Source organism: Prevotella sp. lc2012 (assembly GCF_900107065.1).
Lineage (GTDB): Bacteria > Bacteroidota > Bacteroidia > Bacteroidales > Bacteroidaceae > Prevotella.
In genome coordinates this window covers 19,869-46,387 of sequence record NZ_FNUF01000006.1, presented here as the reverse complement: position 1 = coordinate 46,387, position 26,519 = coordinate 19,869, and the positions used below count along the sequence as shown (strand labels likewise).

Here is a 26,519-nt window from a genome sequence, read left to right as displayed (position 1 = left end):
AGATATAAAAAATCCCCGAATCGGGAAAGATTCGAGGATTGGATTTTTATAGACGGTCGCGTTCGCTCTGACCAGCGTGGCTACCCTTGTAGCGACTTCTTGTGGCATTGAATTTCCATGAGACATCGATGCCGACGCGGCGGTTGTCATCGTACTCTCGGAAATGGGTGCGTATGTTAATGCCGCCGTAGGCTGTCATCTCTTTGTATTGCGTGTGCAGGATGTCATTGGCGGTGACTGCCACGCTGAGACTCTTATCCTTCAGGAACTGCTTGCTCAGACGTATATTCAGGAAACCTGTACTCTCGATCTGTGAGCAGCCCGACTTCCGATATGGTGTGACACAGCCTTGGATATTCAGTGCCCATGATTTCGGGAGCATGAGTGAGTTGTCGAGCACGAAGTCCGTGCAAAGACCGTTCCAGTCGTGGGTGATCCCCATCGGTCTCAGGTCCTCATCGTCGAAGTACAAGCTTGCGGTGTAGTTCATCTGCCAGAAGCCGATCTTGGGCGAGAAGTTTAGGTTGACCCCATAGACCTGTCGCTTAGGAGAGTTGCGATAGTCCATCATCATCACACCGGGATGGTTCGTATCGTCGTAAGCATACTGGAGTGATCGTATGGCATGTTTCAGATGCTGATAGAAGGCTTCGACGTAGATCCATTTCCATTGCGAGGTCCATGACAGCTGACGGCTGGTGGTCGGTTTCAGCAGTGGGTTACCCATGTCGTATTCGTACTTGCTGCGATAGTGTATGTCTGACGACATCAGCTGATACTGCGGATTGACACGTGAAGTGAAGAATGCCAGTTTATGCTTCCATCTCTGTGTCTGATAGGTCACCGATGCGCGGGGGATGAGGATGTGGTAGTCCGGACTCATCTCATCGTTGCGCTGCCCATCGACGTCATAGTTGTTTAGCTCATTTTGCCAGCGCAAGCCTGCGTTGATACTGAACTTGCCCAGCGTGATGGAATAGTCGGCGAACAGCGACCAGGTGGTGGTCTGCTGACGGATATGGTTGTCCTCCGCATAGCCACTCTGTGTGAAGTCGGAGGTACGGTCCACGCCAGAGACCTCCTCTCCGAATGTCAGGCTCCCTTTGGGTACCGGTGCCTTGATGACCAGCTTCTCTGCCACCAGTTTGTTCATGGCGTCGCTACGGCTGCTGATGATCGGTTCGCCTACTGTTCCGCCTTCCATCTCCGAGACAGACGGGGCCCTGTAATAGTCGGCATTGAAGTCAATGCCCCACTGGCCGATCCTTCCCGCATAGTAGGCGTTGATGCTGTGGCTTACCAGAGGCTTGCGGGTGGTGTTCGTCTCACTGTGTCCGCCATCGACAAGCTGTCCGTCGCGATAGGTCTTCTCGTCGCTGGCGCGAAGGTCGGGCTTATTGCCTAGATAACTGAATGGTGTGTAGCTGATACCGACGGAGTGATGGTCGTTGATGTCCCAGTTCCAGCCGAAGCTGCCGAAGAAATAGTTAAAGTGGTAGAAGACTTCATTATCGCGGTGATAGTCCCAGATGCTCGAGGCCTGCAGTTGGTCGTCGGCAGTGGCACAGAGAAACTGGTTGAGATGGCTGATGTTCACCCCGCCGAAGAAGTCCATGCCGTTCCTGGTGCGATAGTTCAGCGAGATGTTCCCGTCGGCCTGCTCTCCCTTCCCCTGATGATAGCCGGCGCTGAAGTTGCCGCTCCATCCCTCGCCAGTACGCCTGATGGTCTTCAGCTTAATGACCGATGTAACCTCCGCACCGTATTCCGATCCGGGATTGGTGATAATCTCTGCTGTCAGAATCTCATTAGAGCGCAGGCGCTCAAGTTCTGCCTCGTCGCGTACCTTTTTGTTGTTGATGTAGATGACGGGTTTTCCATGACCGGCTATGGTGCCGTCGCTCATCATCAATGGCAGATGAGTGATCATCTCCGAGGCGGAACCGAACAGTTCCAGTGCAGTACCCTGTACGTTTGCTATCAGGTTGTTGCCTGAGGTGTACACGATACGCTTGGATCCCTTCACCTCTACGCCTTTTACCATGTATTGGTCTGGATACATACGAATCTTACCGATATGGCCTACATCGTACGGTTGCTCGATGGTCTTGTAACCAATACAGCTGATACGGGCAATGACACGCTTCAGGGTACAGGGGATGACGAAGTCGCCTGCCTCATTACTCACACCGCCTGTCAGGAACATCGAGTCGCTTAGCGACAGCAGTGCGACACTGGCGTAGGGTATAGGCTGTCCTTTCTCGTCTACGACACGTCCAGAAAGTTTCGTATCGGCTTTCTGGGTGCATTCGATATAGATGTCCTGTTCGTCGAAGGTCAGATGCATAGGATAGAACCCGCAGACCTGGCGCACGGCATCGCGCACTGTGGTATTCTTCAGTGAGGTGGTTACGGTGAAGTCCTCGAGCTCGTCGAAGATGAAATTCAACTTGTAGTTGTCTTGAGCGTTGTCAATCCATATAAGTGCCTCACTGAGCGAGGTGTTCTGGAAGTTGTGCGTCAGTCGCTGTGCCTTCGCGCTCATGACGACAAGGCACAATAAGAGTATATAAAGTCGTTGCATAGTGGTATTCTATTCGATGGTGATAGTATCCTCGTTGAGTGTCAAGGTGACTTTCTCAAAGTGGTTGATCTTTTTAATGATATCCTGCAGGGTGTCGTCTGCTTCCCATTGCAGATAGAAACGAATGGTACGGGCGGCTTCATTCTTGAATTCCACCTTGACGTCGTATCCGTCGGCGATATACTGCATGATCTGACCCAGTTCCACATTATTATATATGACAGGTGTCTTCTGTGTCGGAGCAATGGTACCACCATATACCTTTTCGATCTTCTTCACGTCGGGCTTGCGTTCTGTGATGGCTGTCTGTGGCTTGGAGTCGATGGTTCTGACGATATGAATGGCGGCATAGGTGATGCCTGAGAGCATCAGCAGTCCGATGAAGATGGCCGCGATCTTCTTGGTGGGGGTGAATAGTCGGAGGGTAGGAGAGCTGAAGGGACTTCTTTCCTCTTCCTTTATTCTTCCTGTAAGTCTTTGCCATTCCTTGTTGGTGTCAGGAATGTCAACTCTGGTCTCATCCAGCATCTGGGCGAGTTGTTCGTCTGTATACTTCTCGGGGTGCAGGAGCATCCGCAGTTGTTCTTCTTCTTTCATGCTTCCTTGTTTTTAAAGGTTGAACGTAACTTCCTCATTCCTTGCACAATGTGCTTGTTGATGGCAGAGAGGCTGACGCCGAGAGACTGGGAAATCTCCTTGTACGACTGCTCCTCGTAGTAGCGCATCTGGATGATGCGACTGGTCTGAGGGGTCAGCTGTTCGTCGATGTAGGTCTTGATGACCTCGACGAGCTCGTCATCGTGGCTGCCCTCATCGACGGTCTCGGGAGTCAGCAGTTGCATGGCCTTCTGTTCTGTCTGACGGTGTGCAATGATGTTGAGGCAGCGATTTCGGACGCAAGTAAGCAGGAACGCGGTGATGGACTCCTTACGCAGTGGACTGGTACCTGTCCATAGCTGGACGAAGACGTCCTGTACGACATCTTTCGCCTCGTCTTCGTTGCCCAATAGGATGTGAGCTGCTCGGTACATCCTGTCGTACTCCGAATAGAAGAGTTGCTCAAACTGTTGTTCTCGCCTTGCGGGCGACCAAAGGTCGACTGTCTTTTCTTGCATCTTTTTCGTCGCTTTTTTATCTTATATACAGACGAGTGGGGGAAATCATCACCCCCTTATGACGGATTATGATGCAAAAATACAAAAAAAGATAGAATAACGCCTGTGGTTAGATAAAATTCGTTATTGTTTGATAATTTTTTATTACCCTTTAAAAGGTTAATTATGTTAGATTTTATGGCAAGATGTTAAAAAAGAACTGCAGATTAGAACGAAGACGTTATCTTTGCGGTCGAATTAAACTATAACAGACTTTATATGAGAAAATTAGGCATGAGAAAATTAGGCGTACTGTTCCTGACGGTTGTCATGCAGACGGTATGTCTTGCTCAGACTACTGTCAAGGGACATGTAGTGAATGAACGGGGGGAGAGCATCGAGTATGTTAGTATCGGCTTTGAGGAGGATAGCGTGGGTACGATCTCAGATGCCAAAGGATATTTTACGCTGCAGATCCCCAAGGGTAGGACCAAAGATCTGTCGTTTAGTCATGTGTCTTACCAGACGACAGATGTCCCCTATCAGGAGTATGCCGGTGGTAAGGAATTGACAGTTGTGCTGAAAGACAGAGTCGTGGAGCTGACCGAGGTGGTCATCGGGAAGAAGAACAAGCCCAAGACCATCGTAGGCAAGGGTATTCCTGCTCCTGGGGTCTTTGGCATCTCAGGGCGAGGCATTGCAGACGGTCCAGAGGGCGGTCCCACCTTCTCTTGTAGTAAGAGCTATGTAATTAGCGACATCCTGGTAAATGTCTCTGGCTTAAGCTACAAACAGTGCACGCTGAGTGTCAACATCTATGAGAGAAAAGGCGGACAGCTCGTGAATATTCATCAGAAGCCAATCTATGAGATTATCAGGCAAGAGGCAGGGGCACACACTTTGGATATCCGACCAGAAGAAAATATTGTGTTGAAACCCAAGACCGACTATTATCTCAGTATTGCAGTTGTGGATAGCGACGGAGAAGGATATCTGTATATGAAAGGTTACTTGAAGAACGGCCTTTATCGTAATGCCGTTAAGGGAAAGACCAAGAAACTCCCCATCTGTCCGGCCATTCAGATCAAGGGCTACGAAGTAGAATAATTGTTGTATGGCATTTGTATCAATGTTGGCGCGTCCTTTATATGTGATGTTCCTCTTTGTGTTGGCGCATAAAGTGATGGCTCAGCGCCAGCTGGTCGTGGCGAACATGGAGTCGCATGTTCCTGTCCGTGACATCAAAATCTATACCGACAATCAACAAGAGACAAAAAGCCGTTGGGATGGCACGTTCACGCTTCGTGATGGTTACAAGCGGATCACGTTTGTCCATCCAGACTACGTGAAACGCTATGTGCTCACATCGGAGTTGAAGAGCGATACCATCTTCCTTATTCCGAATGTCAATGCTTTGAAAGAGGTAGTCATCTACGGGCACCGTCGGTTTGACGAGCGGATGTCTAGTATGATGACACCTTCACCGCAGCAGCTAGAGCGTGACAAGTTGCCGAAGTTTGTACCGCAGGGCATCAATCCTGTCGCTCTTATAGGCTTTCTTTATGATGCTACTCTTCGTAAATCTGTTGAGGAACGAGCTCGTAGGAAACGAGCCTTGAAGGAGGTTCGTAGGCAGGAACAGTTGCTTCAAGAGAAGTGGGACTCACTTGGCATAGCCAGTAAATAAGGAGTGCCCGGAAGTTACTCTGCGTTCGAGAATATAAAGAAAAACATGTTTTCCTTTTGTATTTCTCTCGTTTTTCCGTACCTTTGCCATCAAAGATGGCGAGAAAACTCTGTATCATTGTCATCAGAATGTTTTGGAGCGATATGGACGAAGAAATCAAAATACCACAGGAGTGGAATAAATTCTATTTGAAAGATGTGTCGTTCGTCAACCTGATGACGAGGCGTATCTTCAATGTACTGATCGTCGCCAATCCCTATGACGCCTTTATGTTGGAGGATGACGGACGAGTCGACGAGAAGATCTTTGACGAGTATATGGAACTGGGTATGCGCTATCCGCCCACGTTTACGCAGGTATCTACGACCGAGGAGGCCAACGAGGTACTGCAGACGACGGATATCGATCTGGTGATCTGTATGCCAGGTAATGCCGATAACGATGCGTTTACCGTGGCACGTGAGGTAAAGGCTGCACATCCGGATATCCCGTGCGTGGTACTGACACCTTTCTCGCATGGTATCACGAAACGTATCGAGAATGAGGATATGTCGGTGTTCGACTACGTGTTCTGTTGGCTTGGTAATACCAACCTCATCATGTCGATCATCAAGCTGATCGAGGACAAGATGAACATCGAGCACGATATCAAGGAGGCTGGTGTGCAGATGATCCTGCTTGTGGAGGATAATATCCGCTTCTACTCCTCGGTACTTCCGAACCTCTATAACTATATCCTTGCACAGAGCAAGCGCTTCTCTACCGAGGCCCTGAACCCCCATGCCGCCGCCCAGCGCAAACGTGGGCGTCCGAAGGTGGTGCTGGCCACGAACTATGAGGAGGCGATGGCGCTGTTTGAGAAATATCATGAGAATACCCTTGGTGTCATCAGTGATACTCGGTTCCCGATGAAGAGCGTGCCGGGTCGGCTCTCTCATGTGGAGGAGGGTGACGCAGAGGCTGGACTGAAGTTGTTGAGGGAGATACGTCGCCGCGACGAGTATGTTCCGCTGATCCTCGACTCGTCGGAGACCATTAACCGTGCCAGGGCTGAGGCTGAGGGCTTCCATTTCATTGACAAGAACTCGACGAAGATGAACGTCGACCTACATAAGCTGATGGAGGAGCATATGGGATTCGGTGATTTCATCTTCCGCGATCCGAAAACGAAGGAGGAGGTGGCCCGAGTGTCCTCACTGAAAGAGTTACAGGACAATATCTTCAAGATTCCGCGTGACTCGATGCTCTACCATGTGTCGCGGAACCATATGAGTCGCTGGCTCTGTGCCCGTGCTATCTTCCCTGTCTCGGCCTTCCTGAAGCATGTTACCTGGCATAAACTGCAGGATGTCGATGCCCATAGGAAGATTATCTTCGACGCCATCGTACAGTATCGTCGTATGAAGAATATCGGTGTGGTAGCCGTGTTTGACCGTTTGAAGTTCGACCGCTATGCTCATTTTGCCCGTATCGGTGAAGGCTCCTTAGGTGGTAAGGGACGTGGTCTGGCTTTCCTTGATAATATCATCAAACGCCATCCGGAACTTAACCAGTATGAGAACGCGAGCGTGTCGATACCGAAGACAGTAGTACTTTGTACCGATTTCTTTGATGAGTTCATGGAGAAGAACAACCTCTATCCCATCGCTTTGAGTGATGCGTCTGATGACGAGATATTGCAGCAGTTTATGAAAGCTCAGTTACCTGATTCTTTGATTGCCGACTTCTTTACGTTCTTCGATGCTGTGAAGTCACCGATAGCCGTGCGTTCGTCGTCGTTGCTTGAAGACTCTCACTACCAGCCGTTTGCTGGCATCTATTCTACTTATATGATTCCTTATCTCGATGATAAGTATGAGATGCTGAGGATGTTGGCCTGTGCCATCAAGGGTGTCTATGCCTCTGTCTACTATAAGGACTCAAAAGCCTATATGCTCGCAACACAGAACGTTATCGATCAAGAAAAGATGGCGGTGATCCTCCAAGAGGTGGTGGGCAAGCAATATGGTGACCTCTACTATCCGAACTTTTCGGGAGTGCTCCGCTCACTCAATTACTATCCTATTGGTGAAGAGACGGCTGAGGAGGGTATCGCATCTTTGGCCCTTGGACTAGGTAAGTATATTGTGGATGGCGGACAGACCTTGCGCGTTTCGCCTTACCATCCGACTCAGGTATTACAGACGAGCGAGATGGAAACTGCACTGAGTGAGACGCAGACGCGCTTTTATGCCCTCGATATGAATCATGTCGGCGATGATTTTAAGGTTGACGATGGTTTCAATATCAAAAAGCTTCGTGTGAAGCAGGCTGATGCTGATGGCTCGTTGACTTTTATTGCCTCGACCTTTGATCCGGTAGATCAGGTAATCCGTGATGGTATCTATGAGGGGGGGCGTAAGATTATCTCCTTCTGCGGACTCCTTCAACACGGGGTGTTCCCCCTGCCTGAACTGCTCCAGATGGTGCAGAAGTTCGGTTCTGAGGAGATGCGCCGACCTGTTGAGATTGAGTTCGCATGTAATCTGAACAACGATCGTACCGGAGAATTCTACCTGCTACAGATCCGCCCGATTGTTGATAGTAAGCAGATGCTTGACGAGGATCTGTTGCAGATTTCCGATGAACGCTGCCTGCTCCGCTCGAATAACTCGCTTGGGCATGGTATCTCGGAGGATGTAGTGGATGTGGTCTATGTAAAAACCGATGACGACTTTACGGCTGTCAATAATCCAATCATAGCCGACCATATAGAACAGATCAACCGTAAGTTCCTGAATGAGGGGAAGAACTATGTGCTGATTGGGCCGGGGCGTTGGGGATCCAGCGACTACTGGCTGGGTATCCCCGTAAAGTGGCCGCATATTTCTGCTGCTCGTGTTATCGTGGAGTCGGGTTTGAAGAACTACCATGTCGATCCTTCTCAAGGGACACACTTTTTCCAGAACCTCACATCTTTTGGTGTCGGCTATTTCACCATTAATACCTACACGGGTAACGGCGTGTTCCAGAAGGAGGTACTTGATGCCATGCCTGCCGTAGAAGAGACGGAATATGTGCGTCATGTGCGTTTCGATTGTCCGCTGAAGATTATGATGGACGGTAAGAAACAACACGGCGTTGTCCTACTGCCGGAATAAAAGAATTCCCTGCTTGGCAAAAGCAGGGAATTTTTTTCTTCTTAAGAACAATATATGAATATTTTTCGTATCTTTACACCCAGAATAGAGTGTTTAACAAAAATCGTAAAGATATGAAAGTAGGAATTCCAAAGGAGATCAAGGACAATGAGAACCGCGTGGGAATGACACCGGCCGGTGTGGCCGAACTGGCACGTCGCGGTCACGAGGTGAGTGTGCAGCACACGGCCGGTGAAGGCAGTGGTTTCTCTGATGACGACTATGTGGCTGCCGGTGCACGGATCCTGCCGACGATAGAGGCGGTGTATCGTGAAGCCGACATGATTGTGAAGGTGAAAGAGCCTATTGAACCTGAATATGGACTTGTGAAACCGGGGCAGCTACTCTTCACCTATTTCCATTTCGCATGTGAGAAGGAGCTGACGGATGCTATGTTGAAGAGCGGTGCCGTCTGTCTGGCATATGAGACCGTGCAGTTACCGAACGGTTCACTGCCCTTGTTGCAGCCAATGAGTGAGGTGGCAGGACGTATGGCAACCCTCAATGGTGCCTATTACCTGCAAAAGACAAAAGGTGGCAAGGGTAAACTGATCAGTGGCGTTCCCGGTGTGTCGCCTGCAAAGGTGTTGGTGCTTGGTGGTGGTATCGTCGGTGAAGCGGCTGCACTGATGGCTGCCGGTCTTGGTGCTGACGTGACGATTGCCGATATCTCGCTGCCTCGTCTGCGTCAACTTGATCTTGAAACCCCTTCCAATGTGCACACGCTCTATTCGTCGGAACATCATATCCGTCAGTTGTTGCCGACGGTTGATATCGTCGTGGGCTCAGTGTTAGTGCCGGGCGACAAGACCCCGCATCTGATAACAAGGGATATGCTCCGACTGATGGAACCGGGAACGGTGCTTGTCGATGTGGCCATCGACCAGGGCGGTTGTTTCGAGAGTTCCCGTCCAACAACCCACAGCGATCCTGTCTATGTGGAGGAGGGTATTGTGCACTATTGCGTGGCAAACATCCCTGGCGCAGTGTCTCATACCTCGACATTGGCTCTGACGAATGCTACGTTGCGTTACGCGCTCGCTCTTGCCGACAAAGGTTGGCGACAGGCCTGCAAGGATGATTCGGCATTGGCAAAAGGACTAAACGTAGTGAACGGAAAGGTTACCTATAAGGCTGTAGCCGATGTGTTCGGCCTGCCCTACGAACCAATCGTCTTATAGGAATGTAAGTGAGAAGGTTGTGCGGCGGTGCGTACTATCACTCTTGAGTGTCAGCGTGCCGCCGCTCAGTTTCATAATCTGACGGGAGATGCTGAGGCCTATACCAGATCCTTTTTCCTTAGTAGTGAAGAAAGGTACGAAGATATGTTCGGCAACATCCTGTGGTATCAGTGGGCCGTCGTTGGCGATGTCGATAACAACAGCATCGTCTTGGTTGCTGTAAGCATGAAGCCAGATATGAGATCCTTCGCCCGAGGTGGTGATGGCTTGGATGGCATTCTTGAATAAATTGGTGACCACATGGCCGATGAGCCCCTCGTCTGCATAGACCAGTAGGTCCAGTGGCTCGGTGTCGATGGAAATGTCGATATTCTGAGCGCCAGTCTGTTCCTGAGCAATGTGCCGCATCCGTTCTGCGAATTGTTTGACATAGAATAGGCTTGGCTGTGGAGTCGGGATATGGGTGAGTCGTCTGTAGTTCTCCACGAAGGCCGTCAGACCGGCACTAGTGGTGTGGATGACCTCTAATCCGTCTTTTACCTCGCCATCTGCGATTTTTCCAAGTAGTGTCTCGCTGAGGCTGGTGATTGGTGTGACGGTGTTCATAATCTCATGGGTGAGTACTCGGATGAGTTTGTTCCATGACTCCATCTGATTGTCGTCCATCTCTGAGTTGATGTCGTTGAGGGCGATGATACGCACTTGTTTCCCTTTGATGGTGGCAGAAGAGGCACGGATGCTCAGTTCTACATTCCCGCGCTCGTTAAGGAACGTGGCATGAGACTTCTCACCTGGTTGGATGGTGCTGATAACTTTCTCTATCTGTTCTCCGATACGGGAGAGTTGTTTGGTGTGCGTCAGGATCTCCATCCCTAATAAGCGCAGTGCCTCGTGGTTGCTCTGAAGGATATTCCCTTTCTCGTCGACAACAATGATGCCCGTGTTCACCTGATTGATAATCAGTTCATAATACTTTTCACGTTCTAGTGCCTCGGTTCGTGCATCTTGCATGATTCGAGTAATGCGGTTGAGGGCTGCATTCATGCCGATCTCACGAGAGGAAGATCCGCCTAGTCTTAATATGGAGTCGCCTATTCGTTGTTTCTCCAAGAATTTAAAGGAATAGTCGCCCGCTGAAATCGCGTCAAGAAGGAAGTTCGTCTTCTTGGTACTTTGCTGTCGTTCATGGCGCAGCATGATGACAAGGATCAGACACAGGACGGCGAGGACAATCGTGATGATCATAGGCCGTATCGTTTAATCTTGTTGTAAAGTGTCTGTCGGGAGATGCCCAGCCGGTTGGCAACGAAGGAGAGGTTGCCTTCGCATTCGCGGATAGCTCGGGCTATCTGCTCGCGTTCCATCTCCTCGAGGGTCTGAGGAACACCCTCCCCTGATAGTCCGACTTTCTCGGATGGTCCGATCAGTTCGATGTCGGCAGATGCAATGACGGGGTGGTCACAGAGAATGACCGTCTTCTCAATAGTATGCTGAAGCTCACGGATATTTCCCGACCAATAGTGATTAGTCAACTTCTCCTCTGCATCCTTATCAAAAGAGATGTCGTTCTTATTATATTGCTCAGCATATTTCTGGAGAAACAACTTTGCTAAAGGAACGATATCTTTTCGACGTTCCCGTAGGGCAGGAAGTCTTAAGTGGATAGTGTTGATTCGGTAGAGCAGATCCTCGCGGAATTGTTGTTGACGTACCATCTCCGGTAGGTCACGGTTGGTGGCGCATATAAGACGTACGTTGATGGGAATCTCTTTCGTGCTACCAAGGCGCACGACGGTGCGGCGTTGGATGGTGGTCAGCAGTTTGGCCTGTAAGGCATACGAGAGGTTTCCTATCTCATCGAGGAAGAGCGTGCCGCCCTCTGCCTGCTCAAATTTACCTGGCTGATCAGTATGTGCGTCGGTATAGGCCCCCTTCATATGTCCGAACAACTCACCTTCAAACAAGGTCTCCGTAATGGCACCCATGTCGATTGGCATCATCGGTCCACCATTACGCGCAGAGAGTCTATGGATCTCGTTGGCCAACATCTCCTTACCTGTTCCATTTTCGCCGGTGATGAGGATATTCGCATCAGTGATGGCGACTTTCTCAACCATGATACGGAGTTGTTGCATCGTTTCGCTCTCGCCCCAGTACATCTGACTCTGATGCTTGACGACTGAGATCTGTGGGGTGTGAGCGGTCTTGGCATAAGCGTCGCTAAGTGTTTGTATCATCTTGGCATTATCGAAAGGCTTGACAATGAAATCTGCGGCTCCTTCCTTCAGTCCGTTTACGGCGAGTTCGATGTCTGCATAGGCCGTGAAAAGGACCACCTGCGTGTCGGGTTGTAATTTCTTGATCTCACGGAGCCAGTAGAGTCCTTCATTACCTGTGTTGATGCCGCTACGGAAATTCATGTCGAGTAGTACTACGTCGGGATGCTTCTCTCTGAGTGTTGCGGGTATCGCATTAGGGTTGGCCAGCATGAAGATGTTTTGGAAGGTATCTTCAAGCAGCATTTTAACAGTGGTAAGGATGTTACGGTTATCATCGACGATGAGTAATGTTCCTTTCTTCTTCATTGTCCTTTAAGTCTGGTAAAAAAGTCAATAATATGATCCCAAGTCTTGAATGTGTCTGAACCGAACTGGATCAGTGTCGCCATACCTTCAGTCTTTTCCGCATCTATCAGGTAGTCGCCGTAGAGCAGATGCTTCTGATTGGTAAAAACGGTATGTCCATATGCTGGTACATTAATATATTGGTAAAGCCATTGGTTGATCTCAGTATAGTAGGGAGATTCTACTGGGGCTGGAGACACAAAGAACAACTGGTAGTTCTCAAGTAGCAGTCGGACAGCTTTCTGCGATGAACTTTGTGGTTTCATTCTCGATATCGGCTCGCCAACGCCTTGCCATTTCTCGATGAGCGTGTTCACGTCAATGTAGACAATCGGACGTTCACGTCCTTCCTGTTGGTCGTCTATCCAACGAATCACAGGTATGACGGCATGCATGAACGAGTTGTCGTTCATACGATGCTCTCCGTGGAATCGGATGGCTGTGTTGTAGTGCGCGTGGAACAAGTCATAAGTGTTCACCGTGGTGTCCTCGTCGCCAAAGAGGCCCCAGACATGTCTCTGTTCCTCGGGGGTGATTCCCTCGAAACAATGTTCGGTCATCTCTTTATATTCTTTTACCAGAGCCTTAGTGACGATGAAATCCTGCACTCCATCCTGTCTGGGATTGGAGAAATGTTGTGCTCCGATCATTCCATGGTCTTTCATCGTGTCACCCATCTGCAGGGCGGGGTTTACAAGGATGCGGTCGTAGCCGTAGAGCATCTCCGTATACATGCCGCCCATGGAGGTGCCGATGATGAGGTCTGGCTGTTCGGTGGTGCAGATACGACGTAGCAAGTCTATTGCTTCCTGTGGACGGATCGGCAGGTCAGGCGCGATGACCATCGCATGGGGCAGAACCTCACGGATACGGTCGACAGTCCCAGACTGTCCACTGCTTCCGAAACCATGGACATATAGTATCTTCTTCCCTTTCATCAGCTCGGGAAACTGTTTGATATATTGGTTTATCTGTTCCATTAAATCATGATAGTTTGCAACTGATGTCGCAAAGTTACGAAGATTTTACGAATAAAGGGAGACTAAGGGCGTATTTTCTTTCACGATGTCCAGAATTTAGACGGCACGTGTCCAATTATTGGACATCAAAAAGATGACGGAATTTTGTAAATGCCTGAATATCAGTGTAGCGTCTTGTTTGGCATGGCTTTTGATAGTATAAACAGAAAAGAAACAATATGAGAAAAAAGATAATCGTTTTGTCTGTTATGATGACCATGATCGCATCGGGTCATGCCCAGACAGAGTCAAGTGAGAAGAGTTGGACGATGGATGATTGTATCCGCTATGCCATCGTTCATTCTACCAATGTACGGCGGAAGGTCATGGAGGAAAAAATTGCCAAAACCGAAGTGCAGACCGTGTTGAGTGACTTCCTTCCCTCTGTGACGGGTAACGTGAACGGACAGTATTCCTGGGGGCGTAATATCGATCCGGAAACGAATATTTACAATAACTATACCACATTTAATAATTACTATAGTCTTTATGCCACTCTTACTGTGTTCGACGGCGGACAGACTATTAACCGATTCCGGCAGGCGAAACTGCTTCGCCGACAAGGACAGACTCAGTTGCAGCAGGCGAGTGACGATAAAGCCATCGAGGTGATGCAGAAATTCGTGGATGTCGTCTATGCACAGCGATGTGTGGAGTTGGCCAGCGAGAAGTACGATGAGAGCACCCGTCTGCTGATGAAGACGAAACGTATGGAGGAGTTGGGCATCAAGAGTCTGCCCGATGTGGCATTGGTTGAGTCGCAGGTGGCAGAGGATGACTATAACCTGACACATAGCCGGAACCAATTCCAGACCGCAATGCTTGCCTTGAAGAGTGTGATGAATTATCCTGTGGACGACAGTCTGGCGGTGTCGTATCACCCTTCTGGGGAAGTAGAGGTTCCTCGCATCTCTGATGATATTTATACCTATGCCTTGCAGAACAACCCGAAAGCTGTGTCGGCTCAGATGAATGTCCGCAAGGCTGAATTCGATCATATAATTGCAAAAGGGCGGTTGTTGCCATCTCTTTCCCTTCAGGCATCTGTCTCCACCGGCTATTTCCGTAATATCTCTGGTGGAGGCTCCGCCCCGCCCTTTCATACGCAGTTCTGGGATAACGTTGGTGAGGGGTTAGCGGCATCCCTATCATTGCCGCTTTTCGAGTTCTCACGATATAAGAATGTGCGTAAAGCGAAGCGGAATATTGAACTTGCTCAGCTTGAACGTGAAGAGACGATGCGTCAGCTCCACGATGATATCACTCAGGCTGTACTCGATTGTGAGGGATATGCGAAGGAGGTGGAGAAGATGGCACGTAAGGTTGAAAGCGACTCTCTCGCCTATCATCTCTCCTATCGCAAGTACGAGGAAGGTATGCTCTCAACCTTTGAACTACGTACCTCGTCGAATACGTTGCTCGACTCCCGCATCCGTCTGCTCCAGATGCAGATGATGTATATTATCAAACGTAAACTTGTGAACTATTATAAAGGTGAAGGAATATAAAGAATAACAGATATGGATAAGATTATTGAGAAAAACAGACGATTCTACATCAAGAAGTATGGGCCTTATGCCATTGGCGGAATGGTGTTCGTGATTCTATTGGCATGGCTCGGCATCAGCAACTATACTTCGGTGCTGAAAGTTGATCGCCGCGGACTAGGCATTGGTGAGGTGAAGAACGAACAGTTTAACGATTATGTATCGCTTGACGGACAGGTGGCGCCGATTCAGGTCGTACAGTTGTCTCCTGAAGAGGGAGGCATCGTGACGGAGCGTGTCGTGGAAGAGGGGGCTCATGTGAATAAGGGTGATATCCTTGTGCGTCTGTCTAACTCCAACCTCGACCTACAGATCTTACAGGCGGAGAGCGAGTTGGCTGAGAAACAGAATATGCTCCGTAATACACAGATTTCGATGGAACAGGACCGGTTGAACAATCAGAATGAGAAACTCTCCTTGGAGATGGATATGCAGCGCAAACAACGTGAGTATAATCAACAAAAGCGGTTGTATGACGAACGGCTGACGGCCAAGGAAGACTATCTGAAATCACAAGAGGACTATGAGCTCTCGCAGAAGAAACACCAGTTGATTACCCGACGACTGGCTGAGGACGACAAGTTCCGCAAAGCGCAGGTGGATCAGATGCAGGACAATCTTGATGCCATGCGTAAGAATGTGTTGTTGGTTCGGGAGCGTAAGGAGCATCTGAATATCCGCTCTCAGATCTCGGGTGAGGTGGGCTTGCTTGATGTGGAGCTTGGTCAGAATATTCAGCCAGGACAGAAAATAGGTGTTGTTAACGATCTCTCTGACTATAAAGTGCAGGCGAAAGTCGACGAGCATTATATCGACCGCGTGCATCAAGGACTCACTGCCACCTTCGAACAACAGGGTAAGCGTTATACTCTGAAAGTTCGTAAAGTATACCCAGAGGTGCGTGAAGGACACTTTAAGGTTGACTTCGTCTTTGATGGTGAACGCCCGAAGAATATCCGTACGGGGCAGACCTACTATGTCGACCTGCAGCTTGGTGCCTCGAAGAAAGCCCTTATAATTCCCAAAGGAACCTTTTATAGCGTCACAGGCGGACAGTGGATTTTCGTGCTTGACAGGAGTGGTGAGCGTGCCTACCGTCGCAATATCCGTATCGGTCGACAGAACCCGCAGTACTATGAGGTACTCGAAGGTCTGGAGCCTGGTGAAAAGGTGATTGTCAGCGGTTACGAGGCTTACAAGGACAACGAGATCCTCAAACTGCAATAGATTGTTAAAGAACGGTATCTTATCCTAATGCCGGGCAGATGTTTCGGAGGAAATAATTACCTTTGTCTGTAATATGGACAAAGAGCAAAGAAAGCAGTTCTACCAGCAACAGGCGGAGAATCTGGCTGTAGAGATACGGAGACTTAGGAAAAGGAACACGACATTCGTCATCGCAGAACTGGTGTCGTTTGCCTTGATAATAGTGTCGGTCGTGGCATATCTCTCTACAGATACGGGGTACACCTGTTTGTATCTGGCAGTGCTGATGCTGATGGCGTATATCGTAATCCGCAGGCAGGATGTAAGAAATAGTGACCGAACGGAGAGATTGGAGAATACCCATCGGGTCTATCAGAAAGAACTCGCTTATCTGGATAAGAATTTCAGTGTGTTTGGTGATGGAGAGGACTATGTTGATCCTCAGCATCCATATTCGTTCGATCTGGATGTTTTCGGGCGTGACTCGTTATTCAACCGCGTTAACCGCACAATCACGACAGGGGGTAGCGACTGGTTGGCTAGTGAATTCAAGAATGAACAGGATGACTGGTCTTGTCAACAGATATCAGACAAACGGGAGGCTATCCGTGAGTTGGCGGAGGCAGAACCTTTGCGTACCCGTTTCTTGTCGTACGGTCAGCAGTCGGTTATCAACACAGACGAGGTGTTGAAAGCCCTGCAGGGGATAGGGAAGGTGCGCCTGCCTAGATGGCCCCAGTCGTTAATCTCATGGCTGGTTGTATGCGTGGCTATTGCAGGACTCCTTCTGTCCATCGTATTGGCTGGTCTTGGAACCATTGCTGCAAAAATCCCGATTATCTGGATGGTGGCTCAGTTCTGTATCGTCTATGTCCTTCATGTTCGGACGTTGAGAGAGGCCGATAAGGCAGTCAACAAGATCCATCAACAGTTGAGCAAGTATATCGCACTGATCTTGCTCATTGTCCACTCCGACCTAAAGAGTAAGGTGAACAAGGATATTGTTGCTGAGTTGAGAGGAGAAGGGCATGGAGCGCTGACCTCATTTGCGGAGTTACAAAGTATCCTTGACGGACTGGATCGACGAGGCAACCAACTGGGACTCTTCCTGACTGATGCCTTTGCTTGTTCCGACTATTTTCTGGTACGGCGCTTCCTTCGTTGGCGGGAGCATGATCTTTTCCGGATAGAAGATTGGATTAGTGCCGTGAGTCATTTCGATGCTTTGGTGTCTATGGCGACATTTCGTTACAACGAACCATCGGCAATAGATGCAGAGATTGTAGAATCTGACAAGGTGATTTATGAAGCAGAGAGTATTTCGCATCCGTTCCTCGGTGGTCAGGCTGTTGCGAACGACTTTAACCTGAGTGATGGTCATTACTATATCATCACAGGTGCGAATATGGCGGGGAAAAGTACCTTCCTCCGCACGATCGGTGTGAACTATATCCTTGCTGTATGTGGAATGCCCGTGTTTGCTAAACAGCTGAGGGTGTCGGTATTCTCGTTGTTCAGTAGCATGCGAACGACAGACGACCTGACACATGGCATCTCCTATTTCAATGCTGAGTTGATACGTTTGCAGCAACTGATAAGGTATTGTAAACAGAATCATCATACTCTTATCATCCTCGATGAGATCCTTAAAGGTACAAACTCACTTGACAAACTTAACGGATCACGTCTGTTCCTCCAGTCAATCTCAGATCTCCCCGTCACAGGCATCGTTGCTACCCATGACCTTGAACTGTCACGGATGGCCGACTGTCAGTCTGGGCGCTTCCACAACTTCTGTTTTGAGATCCAGCTCTCCGATGAGATTACCTATACCTATCATATTACCGAAGGGGTTGCCCGCAATCAGAACGCCACGTATTTGCTAAAGAATATATTGCAAGAGCAAGGCCTCTGGCGGATCGAACAGGTATAAGGTAGACCAAGGAAACGATGATTCATCATATCTATGATATAAAAGGATGACACAGAAGCATGCAGTAATTATTCTCTTTGCCCTGATCGTGGTGACAGGGTTGACGAGTTTCAGTAGTTATCGGGCGACGGAGCGTCTGGTAGAGAATGATATGAAAACGGCGCTGACTAAGACATTGGCAGCGCAGGGGAGCGATGTTATCAGTAGCGACACAATTCAGGTGTTCAATAGTTACTTGCAGATTTCACAACTGCGAGGTAAGGCCCTGTTGGCTGTGGATACCTGTCAGAAGGGGTTTTGTCCGAAGGCCCGATGCTCGGTGGCAACCATCTTCTCTATATCGGAGCAGAGACCGACGACGGTGCTGTGGACGTTGACATTGCTATGGGGTATGTTCTGTCTGTATCGCAGACAACCGGTCTCCATACAGTCTCAACCTATAGTCTGCTATGGCGGAATCACTTATTCTGAGACTGACGGACATTTCCTCAACCAAGTAGGTGAGCGTATCAGACTGACGCCGATGCAGCAGCAGTTGATGGAACTCTTCTTCCGTGCTCCTGGTCATACGCTCTCGAAGACGGAGATCTGTGATACCCTTTGGCCGAAGAAGGAGGATGCCAGTGAGACGCTCTACACCCTTGTACGTCGTCTTAAACCCGTCCTCGAACAGCATTCAGACCTGAAGATCGAGGCCGAAAGGGGACGTGCCTATGAATTGAAAGTCAGATAGTTGCTGGATTGTCATGTAAATGTCAGACAAATGTCAGACAGATTCTTCCCTTAAGAGACAATCTCTTCATACCTTTGCTGGAAAAAACAGTGAAGCATATGAAGAGATTACTTTTTTTACCTCTGTTGACGGTCGTACTGACCATCACGGCACAGAATGAGGAAAAAGCGAAAGAAATTGAGTTGAAAGAGGTGACCGTGCAGGGTGCCCGGATGGTACAGCGTACGGACGGCCAATGGTTCTATCCTACGCGTCAACAGATTGCGGGATCGACCAATGGTTATTCTCTGCTGTCGAAGCTCGCATTGTCCCATCTCCGTATCGACCCGACGATGCATACCATCACGGCATTAAATAATACAGGATCTGTTCAGGTGCGTATCAATGATATGATTGCGTCACAGGAAGACTTGCTGTCGCTTGATGTGAGGACGGTGGAGCGTGTTGAGTATCTAGATAATCCCGGAGTGCGTTATGGAGAGGGTATCGCCTGTGTGGTGAACTTCATTGTGAAGAAACCTGTTAGTGGCTATGTGGTAGGTTCCGACCTGACGAATACGCTTACCACGGTGAATGGCAATGAGAACGTCTATGGAAAGGTGAACAGCGGCAAAAGCGAGCTTGGAGCCAGCTATTCATTGAAATATCAGAATTTCAAAGGGATAAAGTATAAAGAGCTAGCGACCTATGAACTGGAGTCGGGAGAATGTCGACAGATTCATCGCCAGCAGCTGGCGGGGCAGAACAAGAGCTTGCGTCATCAAACCCAGTTGAATTACAACCTGAGCGACTCCGATTATGTGTTCCAAACGAAACTCAGTCTTCAACGAGACATCAGTCCCCATAGAGACTATAGCCGTATGCAGACAGGAAATGGTATTTACGATGAACATTCATCTTCGTGTACTACCTCTCCTGTGCTTGATCTCTATCTTCACCGTGACTTTGCCCATCAACAGTCGTTAACAGCCAATGTCGTAGGCACCTATATTGATAGTGATCAATATGCCGAGAGAAACGAGGGCGGCGATTACCACTATACGGTACAGGGACAGACTTATAGTCTTTGGGGCGAGGCTATTTACGAGAACCGCTTGAAGCCCTTCACTCTTTCTGCGGGTATACAGTACGAGCAAAAAAATGTCCACAACCGGTATGTAGGTGATACCGAAGCCTTGAACGATATGCGTTCTTCAGGTATCTATCTCTTCGGTCAGTTGAAAGGTCATCTTGGTAAACTCGGTTATATGGCAGGCCTTGGCGCGAGCACCCGTTATTACCGGCAGGGCACGAACGACCAACGTTTCTGGTTGTTCCGGCCGAAACTTACTGTGGCCTATCCATTGATGAGTGGTCTCAAGGTAAAATATGACTTCGTGATGTCACAGCATGTCTCACAGATAGCCCTTGTGAGCGATGTGAGCATCAAACAGAATGCCTTGGAGACACTTGTCGGCAATCCAGACATCCGCCCGAATCGTGTGATGGCCCATGATCTGCGTCTGACTTATTCGACACCGCGTCTGACAACGGAACTGCAGGGCTATTATCGTCTGAATGCCAACTGTAATATGGAACGATATACCCGTCGGGATGGTCATTTCTATCAGACGCAGACAAACGCAGACAACTCATGCAGTTTCTTTTTCATCCAGGATTATAACCGTTGGGATGTGGTGCCGGAAATCCTTTCTGCTACTATCTATGGAGGACTCTATCGTTTCTTCAACTTCACCGACGACTATTGCCATACCTATACCACCTTCAACGGCGGTGCCGGTCTTGAGGCCTATTTGGGCCAGTGGACATTGACGGCCGATGTGGATAATGGGTGGAACTTCATGGAAGGGGAGCATCGGGGACATCAAGCGCCCGCGTGGTATTTTACAGCCTCATACCGCCTCAGTCAACTTACGCTCTCACTTTATGTCCAGCATCCCTTCTGTAAGCGCCCACTCTCCAACAAGACCGAAGTGTTCAATCGCTATATCCGGAAAGAGATAACGATGCATAACCGCGACTTTGGTAATATGATCACCTTTAACCTCTCATGGACCATCTCGTCTGGTCGTAAGTACCGGGATATCCAGCGTACGATGAACCATCGTGATACAGATACTGGTATCTTGCAAAACGACTAATTCTATGCGAGGGTTTTTACTCCTGTCAGTGCTCGGCTGATGAGAGCGAGGCATGGGGAGTTAAGGATAATTAACGGATAATCTTGCAAGAAATCCTGTCATGCTTGGTTCTAGTAAGAAAAGTAGTTAATAAAGGCATTATGAATAAATTGAGAGTTGGTCTGTTGGGACTGGTGTTGGTGTGTGTTGGCCTTGTGGTGAAAGCCCAGGATGTTAACTGGCAGGTGAGGGGCGGAGGTGACTGTGCCACCATCATTGGTGGCGTGACCAATATCGATACCCAGTTTGGATATCATCTCGGAGGTACGGCTGATATCGCTTTGAGAGAAGATGGCGTCTTACGTATCCAACCCTCTCTTCTGTTCTCACAGAAGGGGTGGACATTTGATGGCTATTATGGTAGCGAACAGATTCTGGAAGCAAAATATAGTACCCGGTTACATTATCTGGAACTTCCTGTGCCGTTGGCGGTCCGCTTGCGTATAGGAAAGGAGTGTTTTGTCACATTTAAGTTTGGACCTTATGTGGCGTACGGCTTGAATGCGAAGACTACCATGGAGGTCATGAACACAGATGCCAAGGAGACCTTCAAGGCGAACCACTTCAGTAAGTCATGCGACTTCTATGGTAATGCCTACGATAAGGAGAAACGTCATGTGGACTATCCGAAACTTAATCGTTGGGATGTGGGGGTTGCAGAGGGCATCGATCTGACGCTCAACCATGTTATAGTAGGTGTGAATCTCTTTTATGGTCTTACACCACTCTGTAGGTCTGGCTTTATGGGAAATCCTGTCGCCAATGTCCTGACCTCATTGATGTTTGGTCGTCATCCCAAGAATTTTACAGTAGGACTCTCTCTCGGCTATCAGTTCTGATGGCTTTATGTTTTTTTGTCCAGAAGTTAGACAGCAAGTGTCTAATTTCTGGACATGTTTTTGGCCTGTCAATTATACCGCATGTTGATTATCAGTGTGTTACGTTTCTGGCACGGCGTTTGATAGAGTGTTAAGAAAAGAAACGTAACGATAAAGATGAAACTATTACAGAATTTAAAAATGGCCGTGCTGAATATCCCTCGTAAGGGACGGCACAACATCGTGAAAATCCTTTGTCTTGGTGCCGGCATGGCGATGGGTGCCGTGATAATAGCCGAGGTGTATTACGAACAGACGTATGATACATGGTTCCCGAATCATGAGAGGACATACCTCGTTAATGAGATGATTGTTCATGACGGGGAGTATAAGGAGTATCCCCAGACCTCGGGCGCTATCGCCAAAGGATTGAAAGATAACTGTCCTCAGATCGAGGCTGCCACAAAGATAGGTGATGCAATCTACGACATGTACTTCATAACCGATGATGAGAAAGAGTTTAAGCTCACCATCCCGATTGCAGATCCTGGCTTCTTTGACGTGTTTGGCAATCGTGTTGTGCATGGCGATCTCAAGAAGTCGCTTGACACTCCAATGCATTGCGTCGTCAGTCGCTCGTTTGCCGAGAAGATAGGCGGTGGAAATGTTGTTGGCAAGCATCTGACCAATAAGAATAAAAAGGAGGATTACCTGACGATAGGCGGGGTCTATGAGGACTTCCCCTACGGCTCGTCCTTCCATGGGATAGACGTGATACTTGCTTTTGATACCTTCAAGGCCAGTAGGGATTTTAGCAATATGTGGATTGGAGCAGACCGTTTTCATTCCTATGTTCGTTTGCAGTCAGGTGTGAAGCCCGAGGATCTGAAGCCGAATATACAGAAGATGAAAGATGCTCATGGAGAGTTTGCCGAAGCAAAGAAGGCGGGCGTAGATATGGATTTCAGTTTTACCCAGATCTCGGATGCCTATCGTCAATCGGATATTGTGAAGCGTATGTGCTGGATCATGTCGCTATTGGCGGTCATCCTTCTGTTCTCAACGGTGATGAACTACCTGCTCATCGTGATTGGTAATATGGTCGGACGCTTCCGTGAAATGGCTGTCAGGAAGTGCTATGGTGCAACCCCGAAGAACGTCCACGCGATTGTGTTGACAGAGGCTATAGTCCATGTGGTACTTGGCATTGGTGTAGCTGCCTTATTACTTTTTCTCTGTAAGGGTACGGTTGAGGAGTTGATCTCAGCGCCGCTTAAGGTACTGATATTCAACCGTGGTGCATGGCTGTTGGGACTGATGGTTCTTGTGGTGATCCTCGTTGGTGGCGTGCTACCGGGTTGGCTTTATGCACGGATTCCCGTGACGGCAGCCTTCCGTGGGGTGAGTGAGGCGAAGCATCGTTGGAAACTTGGTCTGTTGGCTTTCGAGTTCCTAGCAGTTGGTCTGTTGTTCTGTCTGCTGATGGTGGTGCATCGTCAGTATCAGATGATGGTAAACGATCATCCCGGTTACGACTACGAGAATCTGGCCGTGGTAACAGTCAATGGTGTTGATAGAGCCGCACGTAAGAGAGCAGAGACCGAACTCCGTAAGATGCCTGAGGTAGAGATGGTCTCGTCGGCTCATAGCTTGCCTATCCATGGAGCCAGTGGCAATAACATATATCTGCCTGGTGAAGCCCAGGAACTCTTCAACGTGGCCGATCAGTACGAAGTCACCGACAATTATTTCCAGTTGATGAACATCCCCATCGTAGAAGGTCGTGGCTTCACGGCACATAGCGACTCTCTCCACGAGGTGATGGTCGATGAGCGCTTTGTAGAAAAAATGAAGAAAACTGTTGGTTGGACGGGTAGTATCGTTGGCAAGCGGATCTCTATAACGGAGCATAACATGAGTCCTGCGGCATTGGCCAACGACAATGTACTAACCAGTGGCGATGTCTTCCACACGATCTGTGGTGTGTATAGAAACTATCGTATTGGTTCGCTGATGTATACCGATCAGCGCCCAAGCGTGCTCTTCTATTCAAGCAATGGAGCAACGCATCAGATGGTCAAATTCCACAAGCTGACACCTGAGAACATCGAGACGGTGAAACATCGTCTGGAGGAACTCTACCCGAATCATGAGGTTGACGTGACGGCCTATAGCTTCTATGTGTGGGAACAGTATACTGTTCAGAACCACTTCCGTAAGGGCGTGATGATCTGTGGCTTGATGATTCTGTTAATCTCGCTGATTGGACTTATCGGTTATGTCATCGACGAGGTCAATCGCCGACGTAAGGAGATCGCTATCCGTAAGGTGAACGGCGCCACGTTGACCAACGTCCTACGGATGTTCATCAAGGACGTGACGGTGGTGGCACTACCGGCACTCGTCATGGGAGCGGTAATCGCTTATTATATTGCTAAAGAATGGTTACAGACGTTCTCTGAGAGAGTGTCGCTGAATCCGATCTATTTCTTGCTATGTATCCTCGTTCTCTTGATCGTAATTGTGATCGTGGTCGTAGCCAATTGTTATAAGATTGCCAATAGTAACCCTGTAGATTATCTGAAAACAGAATAAAATAATAAAGAAATAATAGTTATGATTAAAGTAGAAAACCTGTGTAAGTCGTTCCGCACAGAGGAGGTGGAGACGATTGCTTTAAACAATGTGTCGTTTGAGGTGAACGACGGCGAGTTCGTGGCCGTGATGGGACCTTCCGGTTGCGGCAAGTCGACATTGATGAACATCCTTGGTCTGCTTGACAACCCCACCAGTGGCAAGTATTTCATCGGCGACCGTGAGGTGGCAGGCCTCAAAGAAAAGGAACGCACGGAAGTGCGCAAGGGCGAGATCGGGTTTGTGTTCCAGTCGTTTAACCTGATCGACGAGCTCAACGTGGCAGAGAACATCGAACTGCCATTGACCTACCTGGGCGTACCGAAGGCAGAACGTAAACAGCGGGTCAAGGACATCATGACCCGGATGAATATTGCTCATCGTGCCGGACATTTCCCTCATCAGCTCTCAGGTGGTCAGCAGCAGCGCGTGGCCATCGCCCGTGCCGTTGTCTTCAATCCGAGAATGATCCTTGCCGACGAGCCGACGGGTAATCTCGACTCGAAGAACGGTGCCGAGGTGATGAGTATGTTGACGGAGTTGAACCGTGAGGGTACGACCGTCATCATGGTGACTCACTCTGAACACGATGCTTCATTTGCTCATCGTGTCATCCGTCTGTTCGACGGAGAGATCGTGAAATAAAGATTGTTGTTATGTTTTGTATCTTTGCGCTTAGAAAGCGCAAAGATACTTCGTCTCGGTAAAAAAGAAACAAGTTTCTTTGTTTTGCTCTCGACTTTTCGTACCTTTGCAGCATGAGAGACGAAAAAAACGGATTGTTCCGTCAGAACGGCATCAATTATCTGGTACCGTTCATCCTGATTACCACCCTTTTCTTCCTCTGGGGGTTTGCAAGAGCTATCCTTGATGTGCTCAACAAGCACTTCCAGAACCAGTTGCATATCTCCATCACCGAGTCGTCGCTGATACAGGTGACAACCTACATGGGCTATTTCCTGATGGCAATACCTGCCGGTCTGTTCATCAACCGTTTCGGCTATCGCCGTGGTGTCGTCTTCGGACTGTTACTATTCGCTATCGGGTCGCTGCTTTTTGTACCCTGTACCGAGGCAGGTACACTCTATGCCTATCTCTTTGCCCTCTTCATCATCAGCTGTGGGCTGGTCTTTCTGGAGACTGCAGCCAACCCCTATGTGACAGAACTGGGTGCCAAGGAGACGGCTTCCAGTCGCTTGAACCTCTCACAGTCGTTCAACGGACTGGGTTGCCTCTTCGCCACGTTTGCCGTGGGACAGTTCCTGTTTGGTAGCAACGGACAGGGGAGTGTGGCCTTGCCATATGTGATCCTCGGGATGGTGGTGTTGGTGATCGCACTACTCTTCTCAAGGGTGAACCTGCCGGAGATCCGGCATGACGACGGACTGGAGGAGAAGGCAAAGTATGGACGTGAGCCGTTATTGCGAATCTGGAAGCAGCGTTATTTCGTCTATGGTCTGATAGCACTACTCGCTTATGAGGTAGCGGAGATATCCATCAACAGTTATTTCATTAACTATGTCACCGGACAGGGATGGATGGACGATCGTACGGCCTCCATGGTGCTGACCGGTGCTCTGGCCTTTTTCATGGTGGGACGTTTTGGCGGTAGTCTGATTATGCGTCGCCTCCCGGCCGAGACCATGCTCCTGATCTGTGCCTGTGGTTGTGTAGCCAGCACCATGCTGGTGCTCATGAACTTCGGTATGTACTCGATGATCGGCCTGTTGGGTATCTATCTTTTCGAGGCGGTGATGTTCCCCACTATCTTCTCTCTTGCCATCCGCGACTTAGGCAGTCTGACGAAGAGTGCCTCGTCGATTCTGATGATGACCCCTGTGGGCGGTTGTGGTTTCCTGCTTGTGGGTATCATTGCCGATGCGACGAACCTCGTCATCCCTTTTATCATCCCTCTGGTTTGTTATGTCATTGTAGGACTCTTCGGCTTCGGACTGGTGGTACATCGTGATGAGAATAAAGTCTGAAACCATGCATTTGTAAAGAATGCATCATTAATGTAGTTTATACACCTCTATATTACGTCCACTCTTTTTTGAAAGGGTGGACTTTTTATATGTCTGATTATAAACGTCTTAGTCT

Annotated in this window: 19 protein-coding genes; 13 read left to right on the top strand and 6 right to left on the bottom strand. The window is 48.9% G+C overall.

Annotated elements, in window-relative coordinates:
• Positions 1-46 precede the first annotated feature (46 nt).
• From BLU99_RS11070 to BLU99_RS11060, 3 genes are read right to left on the bottom strand one after another with little or no spacing between them, the layout of a single operon-like run.
• On the bottom strand, positions 47-2,584 hold the full coding sequence (locus tag BLU99_RS11070; RefSeq protein WP_091902125.1) for a TonB-dependent receptor family protein: 2,538 nt from the start codon (positions 2,582-2,584) through the stop codon (positions 47-49).
• A 9-nt stretch (positions 2,585-2,593) separates the two neighbouring features.
• Positions 2,594-3,181, bottom strand: coding sequence for a DUF4974 domain-containing protein (locus BLU99_RS11065; protein WP_091902123.1), 588 nt, complete (start codon positions 3,179-3,181; stop codon positions 2,594-2,596).
• The gene (locus BLU99_RS11060; RefSeq protein WP_091902121.1) at positions 3,178-3,699 is read right to left on the bottom strand and encodes a sigma-70 family RNA polymerase sigma factor; all 522 of its coding nucleotides are present in this window, start codon (positions 3,697-3,699) and stop codon (positions 3,178-3,180) included. The genes BLU99_RS11065 and BLU99_RS11060 overlap by 4 nt, the downstream gene beginning before the upstream one ends.
• Before the next feature lie 273 nt (positions 3,700-3,972).
• Between BLU99_RS11060 and BLU99_RS11055 the strand changes: the two genes are divergently transcribed.
• From BLU99_RS11055 to ald, 4 genes are all read left to right on the top strand, one after another.
• Positions 3,973-4,785, top strand: a complete 813-nt coding sequence (locus BLU99_RS11055) for a carboxypeptidase-like regulatory domain-containing protein (protein ID WP_176771129.1) — start codon at positions 3,973-3,975, stop codon at positions 4,783-4,785.
• A 7-nt stretch (positions 4,786-4,792) separates the two neighbouring features.
• Entirely contained in the window at positions 4,793-5,365 is a 573-nt protein-coding gene (locus BLU99_RS11050) for a hypothetical protein (RefSeq protein ID WP_144006146.1), read from the top strand.
• Positions 5,366-5,508: 143 nt separating this feature from the next.
• Positions 5,509-8,505, top strand: a complete 2,997-nt coding sequence (locus tag BLU99_RS11045) for a PEP/pyruvate-binding domain-containing protein (protein WP_091902262.1) — start codon at positions 5,509-5,511, stop codon at positions 8,503-8,505.
• A gap of 113 nt (positions 8,506-8,618) precedes the next feature.
• Entirely contained in the window at positions 8,619-9,725 is a 1,107-nt protein-coding gene (ald, locus tag BLU99_RS11040) for an alanine dehydrogenase (RefSeq protein ID WP_091902261.1), read from the top strand.
• Here the strand turns inward: ald and BLU99_RS11035 are convergent.
• The 3 genes from BLU99_RS11035 to BLU99_RS11025 are packed head-to-tail and all read right to left on the bottom strand — an operon-like array spanning position 9,720 to position 13,329.
• Positions 9,720-10,970, bottom strand: a complete 1,251-nt coding sequence (locus BLU99_RS11035; RefSeq protein WP_091902115.1) for a sensor histidine kinase — start codon at positions 10,968-10,970, stop codon at positions 9,720-9,722. The genes ald and BLU99_RS11035 overlap by 6 nt on opposite strands.
• Positions 10,967-12,310 (bottom strand): sigma-54-dependent transcriptional regulator, encoded by a 1,344-nt coding sequence (locus tag BLU99_RS11030; protein WP_091902113.1) that lies wholly within the window; start codon positions 12,308-12,310, stop codon positions 10,967-10,969. The genes BLU99_RS11035 and BLU99_RS11030 overlap by 4 nt, the downstream gene beginning before the upstream one ends.
• Positions 12,307-13,329, bottom strand: a complete 1,023-nt coding sequence (locus tag BLU99_RS11025) for a YqiA/YcfP family alpha/beta fold hydrolase (RefSeq protein ID WP_091902112.1) — start codon at positions 13,327-13,329, stop codon at positions 12,307-12,309. The genes BLU99_RS11030 and BLU99_RS11025 overlap by 4 nt, the downstream gene beginning before the upstream one ends.
• Before the next feature lie 218 nt (positions 13,330-13,547).
• On the opposite strand from BLU99_RS11025, the gene BLU99_RS11020 reads away from it, so the two are divergent.
• The 9 genes from BLU99_RS11020 (at position 13,548) to BLU99_RS10980 (ending at position 26,404) form a co-directional block, all read left to right on the top strand.
• On the top strand, positions 13,548-14,876 hold the full coding sequence (locus BLU99_RS11020) for a TolC family protein (protein ID WP_091902110.1): 1,329 nt from the start codon (positions 13,548-13,550) through the stop codon (positions 14,874-14,876).
• Positions 14,877-14,888: 12 nt separating this feature from the next.
• Complete coding sequence (locus BLU99_RS11015; RefSeq protein ID WP_091902108.1) at positions 14,889-16,142, top strand: efflux RND transporter periplasmic adaptor subunit; 1,254 nt, start codon at positions 14,889-14,891, stop codon at positions 16,140-16,142.
• Positions 16,143-16,215: 73 nt separating this feature from the next.
• The gene (locus BLU99_RS11010) at positions 16,216-18,054 is read left to right on the top strand and encodes a MutS-related protein (RefSeq protein WP_091902106.1); all 1,839 of its coding nucleotides are present in this window, start codon (positions 16,216-16,218) and stop codon (positions 18,052-18,054) included.
• Between the two features lie 46 nt (positions 18,055-18,100).
• Positions 18,101-18,787, top strand: coding sequence for a helix-turn-helix domain-containing protein (locus tag BLU99_RS11005; protein ID WP_091902104.1), 687 nt, complete (start codon positions 18,101-18,103; stop codon positions 18,785-18,787).
• Between the two features lie 98 nt (positions 18,788-18,885).
• A complete protein-coding gene (locus tag BLU99_RS11000) occupies positions 18,886-20,928 on the top strand; it encodes a TonB-dependent receptor (protein WP_091902102.1) in 2,043 nt (680 codons plus the stop codon).
• A 140-nt stretch (positions 20,929-21,068) separates the two neighbouring features.
• Positions 21,069-21,806, top strand: coding sequence for a porin family protein (locus BLU99_RS10995; RefSeq protein WP_091902100.1), 738 nt, complete (start codon positions 21,069-21,071; stop codon positions 21,804-21,806).
• Positions 21,807-21,962: 156 nt separating this feature from the next.
• Positions 21,963-24,380: an FtsX-like permease family protein gene (locus BLU99_RS10990; RefSeq protein ID WP_091902098.1), complete on the top strand. Its 2,418-nt coding sequence runs from the start codon at positions 21,963-21,965 to the stop codon at positions 24,378-24,380.
• A gap of 21 nt (positions 24,381-24,401) precedes the next feature.
• Entirely contained in the window at positions 24,402-25,064 is a 663-nt protein-coding gene (locus BLU99_RS10985) for an ABC transporter ATP-binding protein (RefSeq protein WP_091902096.1), read from the top strand.
• A 113-nt stretch (positions 25,065-25,177) separates the two neighbouring features.
• Positions 25,178-26,404 carry a sugar MFS transporter gene (locus BLU99_RS10980; RefSeq protein WP_091902094.1) on the top strand — a complete coding sequence of 409 codons (1,227 nt, stop codon included), beginning with the start codon at positions 25,178-25,180 and terminating at the stop codon, positions 26,402-26,404.
• Positions 26,405-26,519 lie beyond the last annotated feature (115 nt).